Genomic DNA, 15,951 nt, shown 5'->3' on the forward strand with positions numbered 1-15,951 from the left:
GTCAGACGATGGCCCGGAAGTACGAGAAGATCGCCCGCGAGCTGCGAGAAAGGATCACCAACGGCACCTATCCGCCGGGGTCGACCCTCCCCGCACTCCCCGAGTTGATGGCGACGTACGAGGTAGCGCGGGAGACCGTGCGCAGCGCGGTGTCGGCCCTTGCCAACGAGGGCCTGGTGACGCCGCTGTCAGGTGTCGGAACAGTCGTGCGCGACCTCGGCACCGTGGACATGCACAGCCAGCCCGGAGACGCGCATCCCGCGTGGGGGAGCACCACCGGGGATGACTCAAAGATCGAGACCGTCGAGGCGTCCTACGACGTCGCGAACCACGAAGTAGCGCAGCGCCTCGGCATTGGCCGGGGGGATCGGGTTGTCCACCGAGTCCGGCGGTACTACAAGGGCCGCCACATCGTGTTGCTGCACGATCAGTGGCTCCCAGGCGAGGTAGGTGCGCGAATCCACTCAGAGACCGGGTACGACCCGGCCGACAAGGACGCCCACGAGCGGACCGACCTGTACTCGTTCATGCGCGAGGCCGGATACCAGCCTGCACAGACAACCGAACGAGTGAGCACTCGGATGCCTGACCCGGACGAACGGGACGTCATGTCGATCCCGCCTGGCGTACCCGTGCTGATCACGCTGCGGACCACGCGCGACGCGAGCCAGATCGAGCTGGAAACCAGCACCTTCGTAGCAACTGGTGATCGAGCAGAGCAGACCTACACAGTGGCGATGTAGGTTCCTGGCCAATCGCGGCAGAGCCCCCATCGCCGCGGTTGGCCGGCCAGTCCGGCACTCATCAGTTGTCAGTAATACCTGACTGGCAACGTCAGGGCTTCTTGACAGCATTGCCAAGCTGTCCTGACAGTTAATTGTCAGGCTATCTTGACGATTGGTTATTTCGCCAGGCAAGCTTGACTGACAGTGTCAAGGAAGGATGACTGACAAATGGCTCCCGTGAAGGACTTGAGCGGCCCCTGGAACGTCACCACCACGCATCCGGCTGCCGGTGAGCACGAGGGTCACGCGCTGGGGATCGTCGCCGGGCAGGACGACGAGCCGATCAGCAACGACACCGTGGAAGTGCACGTGCGGTACGCGTCGTGCTCGTGCGGGTGGTCCGGCCAGCTGCGCACCGCCCCCGGTGCCCGCGAGCAGCCTCTGCGGACCCGCCGGTACCGGGCTCAGACCCGGGAGGTCCTGCGCCCCGAGTGGGATGCCCACGTCGGTCAGTGGCTCCCTGAGCCGCTGTCGGCCCCGGACCCAACCGAAGACACCCCCGCCGCCCCGCCGGAGCCGCAGGGAGCATCTGAGCGTCCACAGCGACGGCGGCCGAGCAAGCGCGCCAAGCCGGTCGAGCCGACGGCCGCGCCGGAAGCCGCGGCCGTCGTCGTCGAGGACCAGGCGGTGCCCGAGCCCGACCCCGGAGCTCGTCTAGTCGAGGCCGCTGCCGTCGCCGGTACCGCAGCCGCCGCTGCCCGCCGAGCGAACGACGCCCTCACCGACGCCGTACGCGAAGCGCGCCAAGCCGGGATCTCCTGGGCCAAGATCGGCGCCGCCACGTCGATGAGCCGCCAGGCCGCACACGAGCGCTGGCGCGTCCTCTGACCACAGCCCGTCACTGACCCAGATCAAGATCAAATGCACCACCGCACCACCGCACCACCGCACCACCGCACCACCGCACCTATGCATCACATGGTCTTGAAGGCCGCGTAGCCACCCACCGTGTTCAGCTGCATCGTCGTCGTATCGACGACACGGCGTTTCCTTAGGAAAACGCCTAACTTGGGTCCGCCGGAGGCGCCCACCCAGACCACGCCCCTGGCCGAAGATCATCAGATGATGCATAGGTCCTGGCGGTCCTGGCGGTCCTGGCCGTCGCCCTCAGAGCGCCGTAGCGGGCCGGTAGTAGCTCCGGCGCCGTTCCCGGCGCTGTTCGGGGTCTTCGGCCGCGAGCGCGGCTTTGAGCCACGCAAACGGGGCGTCTCCGGGGTCGAGCTGGACGGCGCGTTCGGTGGTGTCAGCCTCGAACTCGAAGGCCAGGCCCCGGGCGTCGAGCCAGGCGCGCGCGGCGGGAACTCCGCCGTGGCGAGTCGCGATGATCAGGTCCTCCGCGACCGGGTAGATCTTCTTCCAGCTCCGGGCCGGGAGGACTCCTGCCAGCTCTCCACCTCCGTCTTCTTCGGCGATCTCCTCGTCCTTGACCTCGGTGACCCCGCAGCGCTGCTTGAGGCCGTTGGACCACACGAGCTGCTGCATGCCGTGGCTGCCCTGTTCCCACTCCTGCCAGAGCGCGACGTCGCGCTCGTTGCCGGTGTCGATCGCGTCGGCGAGGATCTGGAACGGCGTGCGGGAGCCGCGCTTGCCGCGCTTCCACCGGCCACCGGCGGTCTCGAAGGCCAGCTTCGAGATGTACTTGCCCATCTTCTCCACCGCGCCGTTACCGACCCGCACGTCGATGCCGTGCTCGGCGGTGGCGCTCATGCCCTTCTTCGCCAGCCCCGCGGCCCAGCGGGTGTAGACCTCGCAGGTCAGAGCAGGAATCTCCGCGCTCACATCGGTCGGGAAGATCAACAGGGCGTGGATGTGGAGGTGCCAGCCGTTGAGGTCGGTGTGGGTGCCCTCCACTCCCCGGACATAGTCCATGTCCAGGTCCGTCTTCCACCGCTTCCACCCCCGCGACTGTGTGAGGTGTCGCCACGCCGCGCTCAGCGCTCGGCGAAGTTCGCGCAGGCTGTGGCCCCGGTGGTGGCGCATCGTCAGGGTCAGCAGTGCGACCGTGCCCCCCCGGTCGGCGTTCCAGTTGATCAGCTGTTCGAGATCCTTCGAGCGGCGCGCACTGATCTTGGCCGAGCACACCGGGCACGCCCACACGCTGCCGCAGGTCGCCAGGCCGCCGAAGCCTGCGGTGCCCGGTTCCCCCTCCGGTCCGGGCGTGTGGTGCAACGAGACCTCTCCACCCTCGTTGGTCGAGACCCGACCGCACTTCTTGACCCGCGACAGGCTCGTGATCGCGGCCAGCTCCCGGCGAGCCCGGTACTTGTCGCGTAGCGCCTGATCCTGGCGGTCCCAGAAGGCCCCCGCGTGGTCCTGACCTGCGGTGGCCGCACTTTTCGCGTCGTTACCAAGCGCGGCCGCCGAAGGGCGCACCGAAGCCAGCGCGGCCGTCACCGCACACCGCCACGACGACGACGGCCGTGTCCGGCACCCGGCAGAGCCGGGCACCGGCCCGCCTCAGCCTCCGGCCGGCGGGCCGGGCCCGGCACTGCCAAGCGCACACCTACGGCGACGCCGACAAACGGTCCGGTGCCAGCTGCGAGGGCGTGGTGCCCTCCCTCGAACCGGCCGAGGATCGAATGCTGATCAGAACCCGTCAAGGGCGGCTGCGCCGTCGCTCCGCGATCTTCGACCCTTGACTGAACCTGCCCAGCCTTCAAGCGGCCTATATCGAGGAAGGGCAGGCGTCGAGACGGGCTGTGGAGCCGCTGGGGCGAGCCGCTGCCTGTTTCCGGGGTGGGGAAGTGCCCTCGTCGCGTAGCGCCGCGCTGGGGGGCTCTAGGTACGCTGTGGGTAGCCACGTTGGCCGGTGCTCCGATCGCTTCGCAGGGTGACCATTTCCGGCCGACGTGCGGGCCCCCGGGATGCCAGTCCTGGGGGCTCACTTCTGTGTCGACCTGGTTGCTAACTCTGGCCTGATCAGGCCGCTACCTCGTGGAGGCGCGCCGCGCCGTCCGCGATCTCGTCCCAGTAGCGGGCGTAGTCGGCGTCCTCCGAGGGGCCCATCAGCCGCGGTCCGCGGACCCGGCCCAACGGCCGGGCGGGTGCCTGGACCAGCGCGACCCCGGGCGGGGCGAGCTGGTGCTCCTCGAGGTGATCGCGGGCGGACTGGCCGTGGAGCATCACCAGGGCCTCCGGGTCGTCGAGCCGGAAGCTGATCCGCAGGCCGAGCTGACCGCGCTCGAAACCACCGACGACGGTCGCGTCCGCGCGCTGGGTGACCACCATCAGCCGCAGGCCCGCCTTGTGTCCCTCGGAGACCAGGCGGCCGTAGAGCGCGAGGAGCTGCTCACGCATCTTCGGCTGGCCCTTCTCGACCGGGGCCGTCGACGCCAGGCGCAGCAGCCCGGCGAACTCTTCGAGCACGACCACGATCAGCGGGAACCCGGCATGGAAGCGGGTGAACTTGTCCCGGCGAGGCGGCAGGTTCCGGATCCGGGTGTCCATCTCCGCGACCAGGCGGACCAGCAGATCCCGGTGTGCCTCAACGTCGGCCGACCCGGTGGCCTGCCACTCGTGGTGCCGGGTACCCACGTAGGGACGGCCCAGAAGCAACCCAGACAGGTCAGACCCCGCGATCAGGACATCGTCGAGGCGGGCGAGCTGCGCCAGCGCCGAATAGCACCACACGCTCTTGCCCGAGCGGGTCGCGCCCTGAATGCAGACGTGCGGCCCCTCCACCCAGGACTGGCGCAGAGGGTTGCCGAGCTCGTCTCGGGCGATGGTGATCTCCACGTCGGAGACCGACAGCCCGCGGCCGGCCAACGGAGCCGGGACCTCGCCGTCGAGGGGGTCGCCGATCAGCAGCTCGATCCGGACCCACTCCGATCCGCGCGGGTAGACCCGGATCCGGTCATAGCCCAGCGCCGCCGCGATCCGCCGCGACGCCTCGTCAGCACGGAAGTCCTCGATGAGCTGGCCGTGGATCTTGCGCACCACCAGCACCGGGTCCGGCCCCGACAGGTCCGCCCGGGCCAGGGTCGGGATGACGATCGTGGTGCCGGAGGCGACCTGCACCGTGTGCGAGAGCCCCGGAACCCGCTCACAGACCCGGCGCCACGGGTTCACCAGCCGGTCGACGAACTCGCGGGCGGCCCGATCCTCGGCGCGCTGCCTGCTCCACATGATCAGTGCTCCTGTCGTGAAGACGGCCCCGGTCCGGGAGGGGGTTCTCCGGGCCGGGGCCGTGGTCGAGCGGGGGTCAGTTGCTCAGCGGGCGATGAGGGCGGCGACCGCGGTAGTGACGGCGACACCAACAGGGATCTGCACCTGGTGGTGGACGGCCTGATCCATCAGGGCGCGACCGTTCACTCCGTGATCAGCCAGGCCGTGGAACCGCTTCTGTCGGCCGATCCGGGCGCCGTGCTCGTCACGCTGGCGACCCGGGATCGCGGCAAACCGAGCGAGCAGACGGCCGTCATCGATCACCGCATGCACCACGCCCTCCGCCACCACGCCGGTGAGCTGGGCCAGCCACGGGACCCGGACACCGGCAGTCCGGTAGAACGCCCACTTCGTGACGGCCTGCGCCGCGGCATAGGTGGAGGCGTGCAGAGCAAGTTCCCGGCGACCCTGCCCGGTGCGGTGCTGCTTGTGGGCCGACATGCAGTCGTCCTGGGCCAAGTAGTCCCCGCCGTGATGACCCAGCAGGGCCCCCAGCGCCGTCAGGACGGTGATCGCGATCCGCTCGGACATGCCTTTGCTCCTTGATCAGCTAGCGACAGCGGTGGAGGTGGTCGACACGAGTGCGCCGGTGAAAGCCCAGCCGTCGCAGCGGGGGCACTGATCCGGCAGGCGGCCGCCGTCGTCCGGGATCTCCTCGGCGTGCTGGCACGAGGTGCAGGTCAGCACCACCAGCACGAGGCCCATCTGGCCGTCGAGCACCGGCCACCGGCGGCCCGCCATCACGCGGCCTGCTCGTTCTTCCGGCCCGAGCCGCCGATCGGGCGGATCGCGTCGGCGCGGTAGTAGACCTGCGCCCCGACGACCTTGTCCTCACCGGTGTTCTTGTCCTTGATCGTCTTGTCCATCACGCCGACCTCGAAGCCGACCAGCTCGCAGGGCATCCCGGGCTGAAACCCGTGGCGCGGGTCCTCGTGCGACGCGATCGTCACGTTCAGCACCGAAAACGACGGCCGCCCGAACGCCTGGAACCCCACCGTGACCTGGGCAACCCACTTCGGGGTGCCGTTCCGCAAGCACTCCTGATCGGTGTCGCTGCCGAACTTCAGCTTCGGCGCCAGGTCCATGACCATCACCATCGTGAAACTCGTCGGGTCGATCTTGAAGTTCATCGGGCCCTGGTTCGACATGCGCATCTCCCATGTTTTTCGATCCGCCACTCCGGGGCCAGACCGTCCTGTGGTTCTTGTCCTCAGTTCGCAGCCTCGAAGGTCTGGACGTCTGGACTGATAGAACTACCGTAGCATGAGTCCCCTCAAAGGTCTAGACGTATGAATCAGAGGAGGTCAGACGATGGCCCGGAAGTACGAGAAGATCGCCCGCGAGCTGCGAGAAAGGATCACCAACGGCACCTATCCGCCGGGGTCGACCCTCCCCGCACTCCCCGAGTTGATGGCGACGTACGAGGTAGCGCGGGAGACCGTGCGCAGCGCGGTGTCGGCCCTTGCCAACGAGGGCCTGGTGACGCCGCTGTCAGGTGTCGGAACAGTCGTGCGCGACCTCGGCACCGTGGACATGCACAGCCAGCCCGGAGACGCGCATCCCGCGTGGGGGAGCACCACCGGGGATGACTCAAAGATCGAGACCGTCGAGGCGTCCTACGACGTCGCGAACCACGAAGTAGCGCAGCGCCTCGGCATTGGCCGGGGGGATCGGGTTGTCCACCGAGTCCGGCGGTACTACAAGGGCCGCCACATCGTGTTGCTGCACGATCAGTGGCTCCCAGGCGAGGTAGGTGCGCGAATCCACTCAGAGACCGGGTACGACCCGGCCGACAAGGACGCCCACGAGCGGACCGACCTGTACTCGTTCATGCGCGAGGCCGGATACCAGCCTGCACAGACAACCGAACGAGTGAGCACTCGGATGCCTGACCCGGACGAACGGGACGTCATGTCGATCCCGCCTGGCGTACCCGTGCTGATCACGCTGCGGACCACGCGCGACGCGAGCCAGATCGAGCTGGAAACCAGCACCTTCGTAGCAACTGGTGATCGAGCAGAGCAGACCTACACAGTGGCGATGTAGGTTCCTGGCCAATCGCGGCAGAGCCCCCATCGCCGCGGTTGGCCGGCCAGTCCGGCACTCATCAGTTGTCAGTAATACCTGACTGGCAACGTCAGGGCTTCTTGACAGCATTGCCAAGCTGTCCTGACAGTTAATTGTCAGGCTATCTTGACGATTGGTTATTTCGCCAGGCAAGCTTGACTGACAGTGTCAAGGAAGGATGACTGACAAATGGCTCCCGTGAAGGACTTGAGCGGCCCCTGGAACGTCACCACCACGCATCCGGCTGCCGGTGAGCACGAGGGTCACGCGCTGGGGATCGTCGCCGGGCAGGACGACGAGCCGATCAGCAACGACACCGTGGAAGTGCACGTGCGGTACGCGTCGTGCTCGTGCGGGTGGTCCGGCCAGCTGCGCACCGCCCCCGGTGCCCGCGAGCAGCCTCTGCGGACCCGCCGGTACCGGGCTCAGACCCGGGAGGTCCTGCGCCCCGAGTGGGATGCCCACGTCGGTCAGTGGCTCCCTGAGCCGCTGTCGGCCCCGGACCCAACCGAAGACACCCCCGCCGCCCCGCCGGAGCCGCAGGGAGCATCTGAGCGTCCACAGCGACGGCGGCCGAGCAAGCGCGCCAAGCCGGTCGAGCCGACGGCCGCGCCGGAAGCCGCGGCCGTCGTCGTCGAGGACCAGGCGGTGCCCGAGCCCGACCCCGGAGCTCGTCTAGTCGAGGCCGCTGCCGTCGCCGGTACCGCAGCCGCCGCTGCCCGCCGAGCGAACGACGCCCTCACCGACGCCGTACGCGAAGCGCGCCAAGCCGGGATCTCCTGGGCCAAGATCGGCGCCGCCACGTCGATGAGCCGCCAGGCCGCACACGAGCGCTGGCGCGTCCTCTGACCACAGCCCGTCACTGACCCAGATCAAGATCAAATGCACCACCGCACCACCGCACCACCGCACCACCGCACCACCGCACCTATGCATCACATGGTCTTGAAGGCCGCGTAGCCACCCACCGTGTTCAGCTGCATCGTCGTCGTATCGACGACACGGCGTTTCCTTAGGAAAACGCCTAACTTGGGTCCGCCGGAGGCGCCCACCCAGACCACGCCCCTGGCCGAAGATCATCAGATGATGCATAGGTCCTGGCGGTCCTGGCGGTCCTGGCCGTCGCCCTCAGAGCGCCGTAGCGGGCCGGTAGTAGCTCCGGCGCCGTTCCCGGCGCTGTTCGGGGTCTTCGGCCGCGAGCGCGGCTTTGAGCCACGCAAACGGGGCGTCTCCGGGGTCGAGCTGGACGGCGCGTTCGGTGGTGTCAGCCTCGAACTCGAAGGCCAGGCCCCGGGCGTCGAGCCAGGCGCGCGCGGCGGGAACTCCGCCGTGGCGAGTCGCGATGATCAGGTCCTCCGCGACCGGGTAGATCTTCTTCCAGCTCCGGGCCGGGAGGACTCCTGCCAGCTCTCCACCTCCGTCTTCTTCGGCGATCTCCTCGTCCTTGACCTCGGTGACCCCGCAGCGCTGCTTGAGGCCGTTGGACCACACGAGCTGCTGCATGCCGTGGCTGCCCTGTTCCCACTCCTGCCAGAGCGCGACGTCGCGCTCGTTGCCGGTGTCGATCGCGTCGGCGAGGATCTGGAACGGCGTGCGGGAGCCGCGCTTGCCGCGCTTCCACCGGCCACCGGCGGTCTCGAAGGCCAGCTTCGAGATGTACTTGCCCATCTTCTCCACCGCGCCGTTACCGACCCGCACGTCGATGCCGTGCTCGGCGGTGGCGCTCATGCCCTTCTTCGCCAGCCCCGCGGCCCAGCGGGTGTAGACCTCGCAGGTCAGAGCAGGAATCTCCGCGCTCACATCGGTCGGGAAGATCAACAGGGCGTGGATGTGGAGGTGCCAGCCGTTGAGGTCGGTGTGGGTGCCCTCCACTCCCCGGACATAGTCCATGTCCAGGTCCGTCTTCCACCGCTTCCACCCCCGCGACTGTGTGAGGTGTCGCCACGCCGCGCTCAGCGCTCGGCGAAGTTCGCGCAGGCTGTGGCCCCGGTGGTGGCGCATCGTCAGGGTCAGCAGTGCGACCGTGCCCCCCCGGTCGGCGTTCCAGTTGATCAGCTGTTCGAGATCCTTCGAGCGGCGCGCACTGATCTTGGCCGAGCACACCGGGCACGCCCACACGCTGCCGCAGGTCGCCAGGCCGCCGAAGCCTGCGGTGCCCGGTTCCCCCTCCGGTCCGGGCGTGTGGTGCAACGAGACCTCTCCACCCTCGTTGGTCGAGACCCGACCGCACTTCTTGACCCGCGACAGGCTCGTGATCGCGGCCAGCTCCCGGCGAGCCCGGTACTTGTCGCGTAGCGCCTGATCCTGGCGGTCCCAGAAGGCCCCCGCGTGGTCCTGACCTGCGGTGGCCGCACTTTTCGCGTCGTTACCAAGCGCGGCCGCCGAAGGGCGCACCGAAGCCAGCGCGGCCGTCACCGCACACCGCCACGACGACGACGGCCGTGTCCGGCACCCGGCAGAGCCGGGCACCGGCCCGCCTCAGCCTCCGGCCGGCGGGCCGGGCCCGGCACTGCCAAGCGCACACCTACGGCGACGCCGACAAACGGTCCGGTGCCAGCTGCGAGGGCGTGGTGCCCTCCCTCGAACCGGCCGAGGATCGAATGCTGATCAGAACCCGTCAAGGGCGGCTGCGCCGTCGCTCCGCGATCTTCGACCCTTGACTGAACCTGCCCAGCCTTCAAGCGGCCTATATCGAGGAAGGGCAGGCGTCGAGACGGGCTGTGGAGCCGCTGGGGCGAGCCGCTGCCTGTTTCCGGGGTGGGGAAGTGCCCTCGTCGCGTAGCGCCGCGCTGGGGGGCTCTAGGTACGCTGTGGGTAGCCACGTTGGCCGGTGCTCCGATCGCTTCGCAGGGTGACCATTTCCGGCCGACGTGCGGGCCCCCGGGATGCCAGTCCTGGGGGCTCACTTCTGTGTCGACCTGGTTGCTAACTCTGGCCTGATCAGGCCGCTACCTCGTGGAGGCGCGCCGCGCCGTCCGCGATCTCGTCCCAGTAGCGGGCGTAGTCGGCGTCCTCCGAGGGGCCCATCAGCCGCGGTCCGCGGACCCGGCCCAACGGCCGGGCGGGTGCCTGGACCAGCGCGACCCCGGGCGGGGCGAGCTGGTGCTCCTCGAGGTGATCGCGGGCGGACTGGCCGTGGAGCATCACCAGGGCCTCCGGGTCGTCGAGCCGGAAGCTGATCCGCAGGCCGAGCTGACCGCGCTCGAAACCACCGACGACGGTCGCGTCCGCGCGCTGGGTGACCACCATCAGCCGCAGGCCCGCCTTGTGTCCCTCGGAGACCAGGCGGCCGTAGAGCGCGAGGAGCTGCTCACGCATCTTCGGCTGGCCCTTCTCGACCGGGGCCGTCGACGCCAGGCGCAGCAGCCCGGCGAACTCTTCGAGCACGACCACGATCAGCGGGAACCCGGCATGGAAGCGGGTGAACTTGTCCCGGCGAGGCGGCAGGTTCCGGATCCGGGTGTCCATCTCCGCGACCAGGCGGACCAGCAGATCCCGGTGTGCCTCAACGTCGGCCGACCCGGTGGCCTGCCACTCGTGGTGCCGGGTACCCACGTAGGGACGGCCCAGAAGCAACCCAGACAGGTCAGACCCCGCGATCAGGACATCGTCGAGGCGGGCGAGCTGCGCCAGCGCCGAATAGCACCACACGCTCTTGCCCGAGCGGGTCGCGCCCTGAATGCAGACGTGCGGCCCCTCCACCCAGGACTGGCGCAGAGGGTTGCCGAGCTCGTCTCGGGCGATGGTGATCTCCACGTCGGAGACCGACAGCCCGCGGCCGGCCAACGGAGCCGGGACCTCGCCGTCGAGGGGGTCGCCGATCAGCAGCTCGATCCGGACCCACTCCGATCCGCGCGGGTAGACCCGGATCCGGTCATAGCCCAGCGCCGCCGCGATCCGCCGCGACGCCTCGTCAGCACGGAAGTCCTCGATGAGCTGGCCGTGGATCTTGCGCACCACCAGCACCGGGTCCGGCCCCGACAGGTCCGCCCGGGCCAGGGTCGGGATGACGATCGTGGTGCCGGAGGCGACCTGCACCGTGTGCGAGAGCCCCGGAACCCGCTCACAGACCCGGCGCCACGGGTTCACCAGCCGGTCGACGAACTCGCGGGCGGCCCGATCCTCGGCGCGCTGCCTGCTCCACATGATCAGTGCTCCTGTCGTGAAGACGGCCCCGGTCCGGGAGGGGGTTCTCCGGGCCGGGGCCGTGGTCGAGCGGGGGTCAGTTGCTCAGCGGGCGATGAGGGCGGCGACCGCGGTAGTGACGGCGACACCAACAGGGATCTGCACCTGGTGGTGGACGGCCTGATCCATCAGGGCGCGACCGTTCACTCCGTGATCAGCCAGGCCGTGGAACCGCTTCTGTCGGCCGATCCGGGCGCCGTGCTCGTCACGCTGGCGACCCGGGATCGCGGCAAACCGAGCGAGCAGACGGCCGTCATCGATCACCGCATGCACCACGCCCTCCGCCACCACGCCGGTGAGCTGGGCCAGCCACGGGACCCGGACACCGGCAGTCCGGTAGAACGCCCACTTCGTGACGGCCTGCGCCGCGGCATAGGTGGAGGCGTGCAGAGCAAGTTCCCGGCGACCCTGCCCGGTGCGGTGCTGCTTGTGGGCCGACATGCAGTCGTCCTGGGCCAAGTAGTCCCCGCCGTGATGACCCAGCAGGGCCCCCAGCGCCGTCAGGACGGTGATCGCGATCCGCTCGGACATGCCTTTGCTCCTTGATCAGCTAGCGACAGCGGTGGAGGTGGTCGACACGAGTGCGCCGGTGAAAGCCCAGCCGTCGCAGCGGGGGCACTGATCCGGCAGGCGGCCGCCGTCGTCCGGGATCTCCTCGGCGTGCTGGCACGAGGTGCAGGTCAGCACCACCAGCACGAGGCCCATCTGGCCGTCGAGCACCGGCCACCGGCGGCCCGCCATCACGCGGCCTGCTCGTTCTTCCGGCCCGAGCCGCCGATCGGGCGGATCGCGTCGGCGCGGTAGTAGACCTGCGCCCCGACGACCTTGTCCTCACCGGTGTTCTTGTCCTTGATCGTCTTGTCCATCACGCCGACCTCGAAGCCGACCAGCTCGCAGGGCATCCCGGGCTGAAACCCGTGGCGCGGGTCCTCGTGCGACGCGATCGTCACGTTCAGCACCGAAAACGACGGCCGCCCGAACGCCTGGAACCCCACCGTGACCTGGGCAACCCACTTCGGGGTGCCGTTCCGCAAGCACTCCTGATCGGTGTCGCTGCCGAACTTCAGCTTCGGCGCCAGGTCCATGACCATCACCATCGTGAAACTCGTCGGGTCGATCTTGAAGTTCATCGGGCCCTGGTTCGACATGCGCATCTCCCATGTTTTTCGATCCGCCACTCCGGGGCCAGACCGTCCTGTGGTTCTTGTCCTCAGTTCGCAGCCTCGAAGGTCTGGACGTCTGGACTGATAGAACTACCGTAGCATGAGTCCCCTCAAAGGTCTAGACGTATGAATCAGAGGAGGTCAGACGATGGCCCGGAAGTACGAGAAGATCGCCCGCGAGCTGCGAGAAAGGATCACCAACGGCACCTATCCGCCGGGGTCGACCCTCCCCGCACTCCCCGAGTTGATGGCGACGTACGAGGTAGCGCGGGAGACCGTGCGCAGCGCGGTGTCGGCCCTTGCCAACGAGGGCCTGGTGACGCCGCTGTCAGGTGTCGGAACAGTCGTGCGCGACCTCGGCACCGTGGACATGCACAGCCAGCCCGGAGACGCGCATCCCGCGTGGGGGAGCACCACCGGGGATGACTCAAAGATCGAGACCGTCGAGGCGTCCTACGACGTCGCGAACCACGAAGTAGCGCAGCGCCTCGGCATTGGCCGGGGGGATCGGGTTGTCCACCGAGTCCGGCGGTACTACAAGGGCCGCCACATCGTGTTGCTGCACGATCAGTGGCTCCCAGGCGAGGTAGGTGCGCGAATCCACTCAGAGACCGGGTACGACCCGGCCGACAAGGACGCCCACGAGCGGACCGACCTGTACTCGTTCATGCGCGAGGCCGGATACCAGCCTGCACAGACAACCGAACGAGTGAGCACTCGGATGCCTGACCCGGACGAACGGGACGTCATGTCGATCCCGCCTGGCGTACCCGTGCTGATCACGCTGCGGACCACGCGCGACGCGAGCCAGATCGAGCTGGAAACCAGCACCTTCGTAGCAACTGGTGATCGAGCAGAGCAGACCTACACAGTGGCGATGTAGGTTCCTGGCCAATCGCGGCAGAGCCCCCATCGCCGCGGTTGGCCGGCCAGTCCGGCACTCATCAGTTGTCAGTAATACCTGACTGGCAACGTCAGGGCTTCTTGACAGCATTGCCAAGCTGTCCTGACAGTTAATTGTCAGGCTATCTTGACGATTGGTTATTTCGCCAGGCAAGCTTGACTGACAGTGTCAAGGAAGGATGACTGACAAATGGCTCCCGTGAAGGACTTGAGCGGCCCCTGGAACGTCACCACCACGCATCCGGCTGCCGGTGAGCACGAGGGTCACGCGCTGGGGATCGTCGCCGGGCAGGACGACGAGCCGATCAGCAACGACACCGTGGAAGTGCACGTGCGGTACGCGTCGTGCTCGTGCGGGTGGTCCGGCCAGCTGCGCACCGCCCCCGGTGCCCGCGAGCAGCCTCTGCGGACCCGCCGGTACCGGGCTCAGACCCGGGAGGTCCTGCGCCCCGAGTGGGATGCCCACGTCGGTCAGTGGCTCCCTGAGCCGCTGTCGGCCCCGGACCCAACCGAAGACACCCCCGCCGCCCCGCCGGAGCCGCAGGGAGCATCTGAGCGTCCACAGCGACGGCGGCCGAGCAAGCGCGCCAAGCCGGTCGAGCCGACGGCCGCGCCGGAAGCCGCGGCCGTCGTCGTCGAGGACCAGGCGGTGCCCGAGCCCGACCCCGGAGCTCGTCTAGTCGAGGCCGCTGCCGTCGCCGGTACCGCAGCCGCCGCTGCCCGCCGAGCGAACGACGCCCTCACCGACGCCGTACGCGAAGCGCGCCAAGCCGGGATCTCCTGGGCCAAGATCGGCGCCGCCACGTCGATGAGCCGCCAGGCCGCACACGAGCGCTGGCGCGTCCTCTGACCACAGCCCGTCACTGACCCAGATCAAGATCAAATGCACCACCGCACCACCGCACCACCGCACCACCGCACCACCGCACCTATGCATCACATGGTCTTGAAGGCCGCGTAGCCACCCACCGTGTTCAGCTGCATCGTCGTCGTATCGACGACACGGCGTTTCCTTAGGAAAACGCCTAACTTGGGTCCGCCGGAGGCGCCCACCCAGACCACGCCCCTGGCCGAAGATCATCAGATGATGCATAGGTCCTGGCGGTCCTGGCGGTCCTGGCCGTCGCCCTCAGAGCGCCGTAGCGGGCCGGTAGTAGCTCCGGCGCCGTTCCCGGCGCTGTTCGGGGTCTTCGGCCGCGAGCGCGGCTTTGAGCCACGCAAACGGGGCGTCTCCGGGGTCGAGCTGGACGGCGCGTTCGGTGGTGTCAGCCTCGAACTCGAAGGCCAGGCCCCGGGCGTCGAGCCAGGCGCGCGCGGCGGGAACTCCGCCGTGGCGAGTCGCGATGATCAGGTCCTCCGCGACCGGGTAGATCTTCTTCCAGCTCCGGGCCGGGAGGACTCCTGCCAGCTCTCCACCTCCGTCTTCTTCGGCGATCTCCTCGTCCTTGACCTCGGTGACCCCGCAGCGCTGCTTGAGGCCGTTGGACCACACGAGCTGCTGCATGCCGTGGCTGCCCTGTTCCCACTCCTGCCAGAGCGCGACGTCGCGCTCGTTGCCGGTGTCGATCGCGTCGGCGAGGATCTGGAACGGCGTGCGGGAGCCGCGCTTGCCGCGCTTCCACCGGCCACCGGCGGTCTCGAAGGCCAGCTTCGAGATGTACTTGCCCATCTTCTCCACCGCGCCGTTACCGACCCGCACGTCGATGCCGTGCTCGGCGGTGGCGCTCATGCCCTTCTTCGCCAGCCCCGCGGCCCAGCGGGTGTAGACCTCGCAGGTCAGAGCAGGAATCTCCGCGCTCACATCGGTCGGGAAGATCAACAGGGCGTGGATGTGGAGGTGCCAGCCGTTGAGGTCGGTGTGGGTGCCCTCCACTCCCCGGACATAGTCCATGTCCAGGTCCGTCTTCCACCGCTTCCACCCCCGCGACTGTGTGAGGTGTCGCCACGCCGCGCTCAGCGCTCGGCGAAGTTCGCGCAGGCTGTGGCCCCGGTGGTGGCGCATCGTCAGGGTCAGCAGTGCGACCGTGCCCCCCCGGTCGGCGTTCCAGTTGATCAGCTGTTCGAGATCCTTCGAGCGGCGCGCACTGATCTTGGCCGAGCACACCGGGCACGCCCACACGCTGCCGCAGGTCGCCAGGCCGCCGAAGCCTGCGGTGCCCGGTTCCCCCTCCGGTCCGGGCGTGTGGTGCAACGAGACCTCTCCACCCTCGTTGGTCGAGACCCGACCGCACTTCTTGACCCGCGACAGGCTCGTGATCGCGGCCAGCTCCCGGCGAGCCCGGTACTTGTCGCGTAGCGCCTGATCCTGGCGGTCCCAGAAGGCCCCCGCGTGGTCCTGACCTGCGGTGGCCGCACTTTTCGCGTCGTTACCAAGCGCGGCCGCCGAAGGGCGCACCGAAGCCAGCGCGGCCGTCACCGCACACCGCCACGACGACGACGGCCGTGTCCGGCACCCGGCAGAGCCGGGCACCGGCCCGCCTCAGCCTCCGGCCGGCGGGCCGGGCCCGGCACTGCCAAGCGCACACCTACGGCGACGCCGACAAACGGTCCGGTGCCAGCTGCGAGGGCGTGGTGCCCTCCCTCGAACCGGCCGAGGATCGAATGCTGATCAGAACCCGTCAAGGGCGGCTGCGCCGTCGCTCCGCGATCTTCGACCCTTGACTGAACCTGCCCAGCCTTCAAGC

The 15,951-nt window shown here is 68.7% G+C and carries 17 protein-coding genes; 6 read left to right on the forward strand and 11 right to left on the reverse strand.

The annotated features are described in order from the left end of the window. The first annotated feature begins 8 nt into the window (after positions 1 to 8). Positions 9 to 743: a GntR family transcriptional regulator gene (locus tag Ae717Ps2_RS30080; RefSeq protein ID WP_075334491.1), complete on the forward strand. Its 735-nt coding sequence runs from the start codon at positions 9 to 11 to the stop codon at positions 741 to 743. Between the two features lie 210 nt (positions 744 to 953). Continuing rightward, positions 954 to 1,613: a hypothetical protein gene (locus Ae717Ps2_RS30085; protein WP_143510659.1), complete on the forward strand. Its 660-nt coding sequence runs from the start codon at positions 954 to 956 to the stop codon at positions 1,611 to 1,613. Between the two features lie 279 nt (positions 1,614 to 1,892). Here the strand turns inward: Ae717Ps2_RS30085 and Ae717Ps2_RS30090 are convergent, their stop codons facing one another. From Ae717Ps2_RS30090 to Ae717Ps2_RS30110, 5 genes are all read right to left on the reverse strand, one after another. Next, a complete protein-coding gene (locus Ae717Ps2_RS30090; RefSeq protein ID WP_143510661.1) occupies positions 1,893 to 3,179 on the reverse strand; it encodes a protein rep in 1,287 nt (428 codons plus the stop codon). Positions 3,180 to 3,704: 525 nt separating this feature from the next. Further along, the gene (locus tag Ae717Ps2_RS30095) at positions 3,705 to 4,910 is read right to left on the reverse strand and encodes a hypothetical protein (RefSeq protein ID WP_075334494.1); all 1,206 of its coding nucleotides are present in this window, start codon (positions 4,908 to 4,910) and stop codon (positions 3,705 to 3,707) included. Positions 4,911 to 4,994: 84 nt separating this feature from the next. After that, on the reverse strand, positions 4,995 to 5,480 hold the full coding sequence (locus tag Ae717Ps2_RS30100; protein ID WP_075334488.1) for a DUF3307 domain-containing protein: 486 nt from the start codon (positions 5,478 to 5,480) through the stop codon (positions 4,995 to 4,997). A 15-nt stretch (positions 5,481 to 5,495) separates the two neighbouring features. Continuing rightward, positions 5,496 to 5,690 (reverse strand): hypothetical protein, encoded by a 195-nt coding sequence (locus Ae717Ps2_RS30105; protein WP_075334489.1) that lies wholly within the window; start codon positions 5,688 to 5,690, stop codon positions 5,496 to 5,498. Next, a complete protein-coding gene (locus tag Ae717Ps2_RS30110; protein ID WP_075334490.1) occupies positions 5,690 to 6,103 on the reverse strand; it encodes a hypothetical protein in 414 nt (137 codons plus the stop codon). The genes Ae717Ps2_RS30105 and Ae717Ps2_RS30110 overlap by 1 nt, the downstream gene beginning before the upstream one ends. A 157-nt stretch (positions 6,104 to 6,260) precedes the next feature. Here Ae717Ps2_RS30110 and Ae717Ps2_RS30115 point away from each other — a divergent pair, with 157 nt between their 5' ends. Then, the gene (locus Ae717Ps2_RS30115) at positions 6,261 to 6,995 is read left to right on the forward strand and encodes a GntR family transcriptional regulator (RefSeq protein ID WP_075334491.1); all 735 of its coding nucleotides are present in this window, start codon (positions 6,261 to 6,263) and stop codon (positions 6,993 to 6,995) included. Positions 6,996 to 7,205: 210 nt separating this feature from the next. Then, complete coding sequence (locus Ae717Ps2_RS30120) at positions 7,206 to 7,865, forward strand: hypothetical protein (protein WP_143510659.1); 660 nt, start codon at positions 7,206 to 7,208, stop codon at positions 7,863 to 7,865. A 279-nt stretch (positions 7,866 to 8,144) separates the two neighbouring features. Here Ae717Ps2_RS30120 and Ae717Ps2_RS30125 read toward each other — a convergent pair whose 3' ends face one another. The 5 genes from Ae717Ps2_RS30125 to Ae717Ps2_RS30145 form a co-directional block, all read right to left on the reverse strand. After that, positions 8,145 to 9,431 carry a protein rep gene (locus tag Ae717Ps2_RS30125; protein ID WP_143510661.1) on the reverse strand — a complete coding sequence of 429 codons (1,287 nt, stop codon included), beginning with the start codon at positions 9,429 to 9,431 and terminating at the stop codon, positions 8,145 to 8,147. Positions 9,432 to 9,956: 525 nt separating this feature from the next. Continuing rightward, the gene (locus Ae717Ps2_RS30130) at positions 9,957 to 11,162 is read right to left on the reverse strand and encodes a hypothetical protein (protein ID WP_075334494.1); all 1,206 of its coding nucleotides are present in this window, start codon (positions 11,160 to 11,162) and stop codon (positions 9,957 to 9,959) included. Between the two features lie 84 nt (positions 11,163 to 11,246). Then, entirely contained in the window at positions 11,247 to 11,732 is a 486-nt protein-coding gene (locus tag Ae717Ps2_RS30135) for a DUF3307 domain-containing protein (RefSeq protein ID WP_075334488.1), read from the reverse strand. Between the two features lie 15 nt (positions 11,733 to 11,747). Beyond that, positions 11,748 to 11,942, reverse strand: a complete 195-nt coding sequence (locus Ae717Ps2_RS30140) for a hypothetical protein (protein WP_075334489.1) — start codon at positions 11,940 to 11,942, stop codon at positions 11,748 to 11,750. Then, on the reverse strand, positions 11,942 to 12,355 hold the full coding sequence (locus Ae717Ps2_RS30145) for a hypothetical protein (RefSeq protein ID WP_075334490.1): 414 nt from the start codon (positions 12,353 to 12,355) through the stop codon (positions 11,942 to 11,944). The genes Ae717Ps2_RS30140 and Ae717Ps2_RS30145 overlap by 1 nt, the downstream gene beginning before the upstream one ends. A 157-nt stretch (positions 12,356 to 12,512) precedes the next feature. Here Ae717Ps2_RS30145 and Ae717Ps2_RS30150 point away from each other — a divergent pair, with 157 nt between their 5' ends. Together Ae717Ps2_RS30150 and Ae717Ps2_RS30155 are read left to right on the forward strand one after the other, a co-directional pair. Continuing rightward, the gene (locus tag Ae717Ps2_RS30150) at positions 12,513 to 13,247 is read left to right on the forward strand and encodes a GntR family transcriptional regulator (RefSeq protein ID WP_075334491.1); all 735 of its coding nucleotides are present in this window, start codon (positions 12,513 to 12,515) and stop codon (positions 13,245 to 13,247) included. Between the two features lie 210 nt (positions 13,248 to 13,457). Continuing rightward, positions 13,458 to 14,117: a hypothetical protein gene (locus Ae717Ps2_RS30155; protein ID WP_143510659.1), complete on the forward strand. Its 660-nt coding sequence runs from the start codon at positions 13,458 to 13,460 to the stop codon at positions 14,115 to 14,117. Positions 14,118 to 14,396: 279 nt separating this feature from the next. On the opposite strand, the gene Ae717Ps2_RS30160 is transcribed toward Ae717Ps2_RS30155, so the two are convergent. Further along, positions 14,397 to 15,683: a protein rep gene (locus Ae717Ps2_RS30160; RefSeq protein ID WP_143510661.1), complete on the reverse strand. Its 1,287-nt coding sequence runs from the start codon at positions 15,681 to 15,683 to the stop codon at positions 14,397 to 14,399. Positions 15,684 to 15,951: the final 268 nt, after the last annotated feature.

Source organism: Pseudonocardia sp. Ae717_Ps2, assembly GCF_001932475.1.
Taxonomy (GTDB): domain Bacteria; phylum Actinomycetota; class Actinomycetes; order Mycobacteriales; family Pseudonocardiaceae; genus Pseudonocardia.